The following is a 632-nucleotide window of genomic DNA, read 5'->3' as shown; positions in this document are numbered from 1 at the left end:
CTTTTTATTTGCCTATCCCTTTTCCTTCAGCGTGATTAGCCTTGCCACTCATAAAGGGCTGGGATTTCGATAGCTTGCTCTTCAAACTCCACCACAATCGATTGGGGCTTCACTTCGATTAGCTGCACCTCTGGGGTTACCCACTCTCCCTGCGCGACCTCTTTATCATTAATTTTTACCCAACGTCTCTCAGCACTGCTCGAATACATATGCGTTTGCAGATTCAAGCTAGGTAGACGACCACTTAGGCTGCGGGTATGAGACTCCAATTGAATGGTCGGTTGAGGTCGATATTGGTCAATATCCACCTCAGGGGAAGAGTCATTATTGTCGAAAATCGACTCGATCTTCAGCGCTAACTCAGGAGACAACTCAGTAAGGTCTAACCCTTGAAGCAAGTCGCTCTCCGTGGCCTCACCACTTGTACTCTGAGGGTTTTGATTCAGCGGTTCAGGTTCAGCCGCGATCAACGATTGCTCGCTCTCTGTATTCGATGCTCCCAATACCACAGAGCCTTGTTCATCTTCCCATTGTGTTTGTTGCACTGTGTCAGCAGCAACCTCATTCACCTCAGCGAAAGTGAGTTGACGAGGCAATGCTTTCAGTTGACCAAACTCTGGTGCTGGGCGAAT

1 protein-coding gene is annotated in these 632 nt (G+C 48.4%); it reads right to left on the bottom strand.

Features of this window, described 5'->3' with window-relative positions; translation table 11 throughout:
• Positions 1-35: 35 nt before the first annotated feature.
• Positions 36-632 (bottom strand): general secretion pathway protein GspB (locus KIV40_RS33640; RefSeq protein WP_285353764.1); only part of this gene is annotated, 597 nt, incomplete at its 5' end.

It is taken from the genome of Vibrio sp. D173a (genome assembly GCF_030248475.1).
This window is presented reverse-complemented; position numbering and strand designations above follow the sequence as displayed.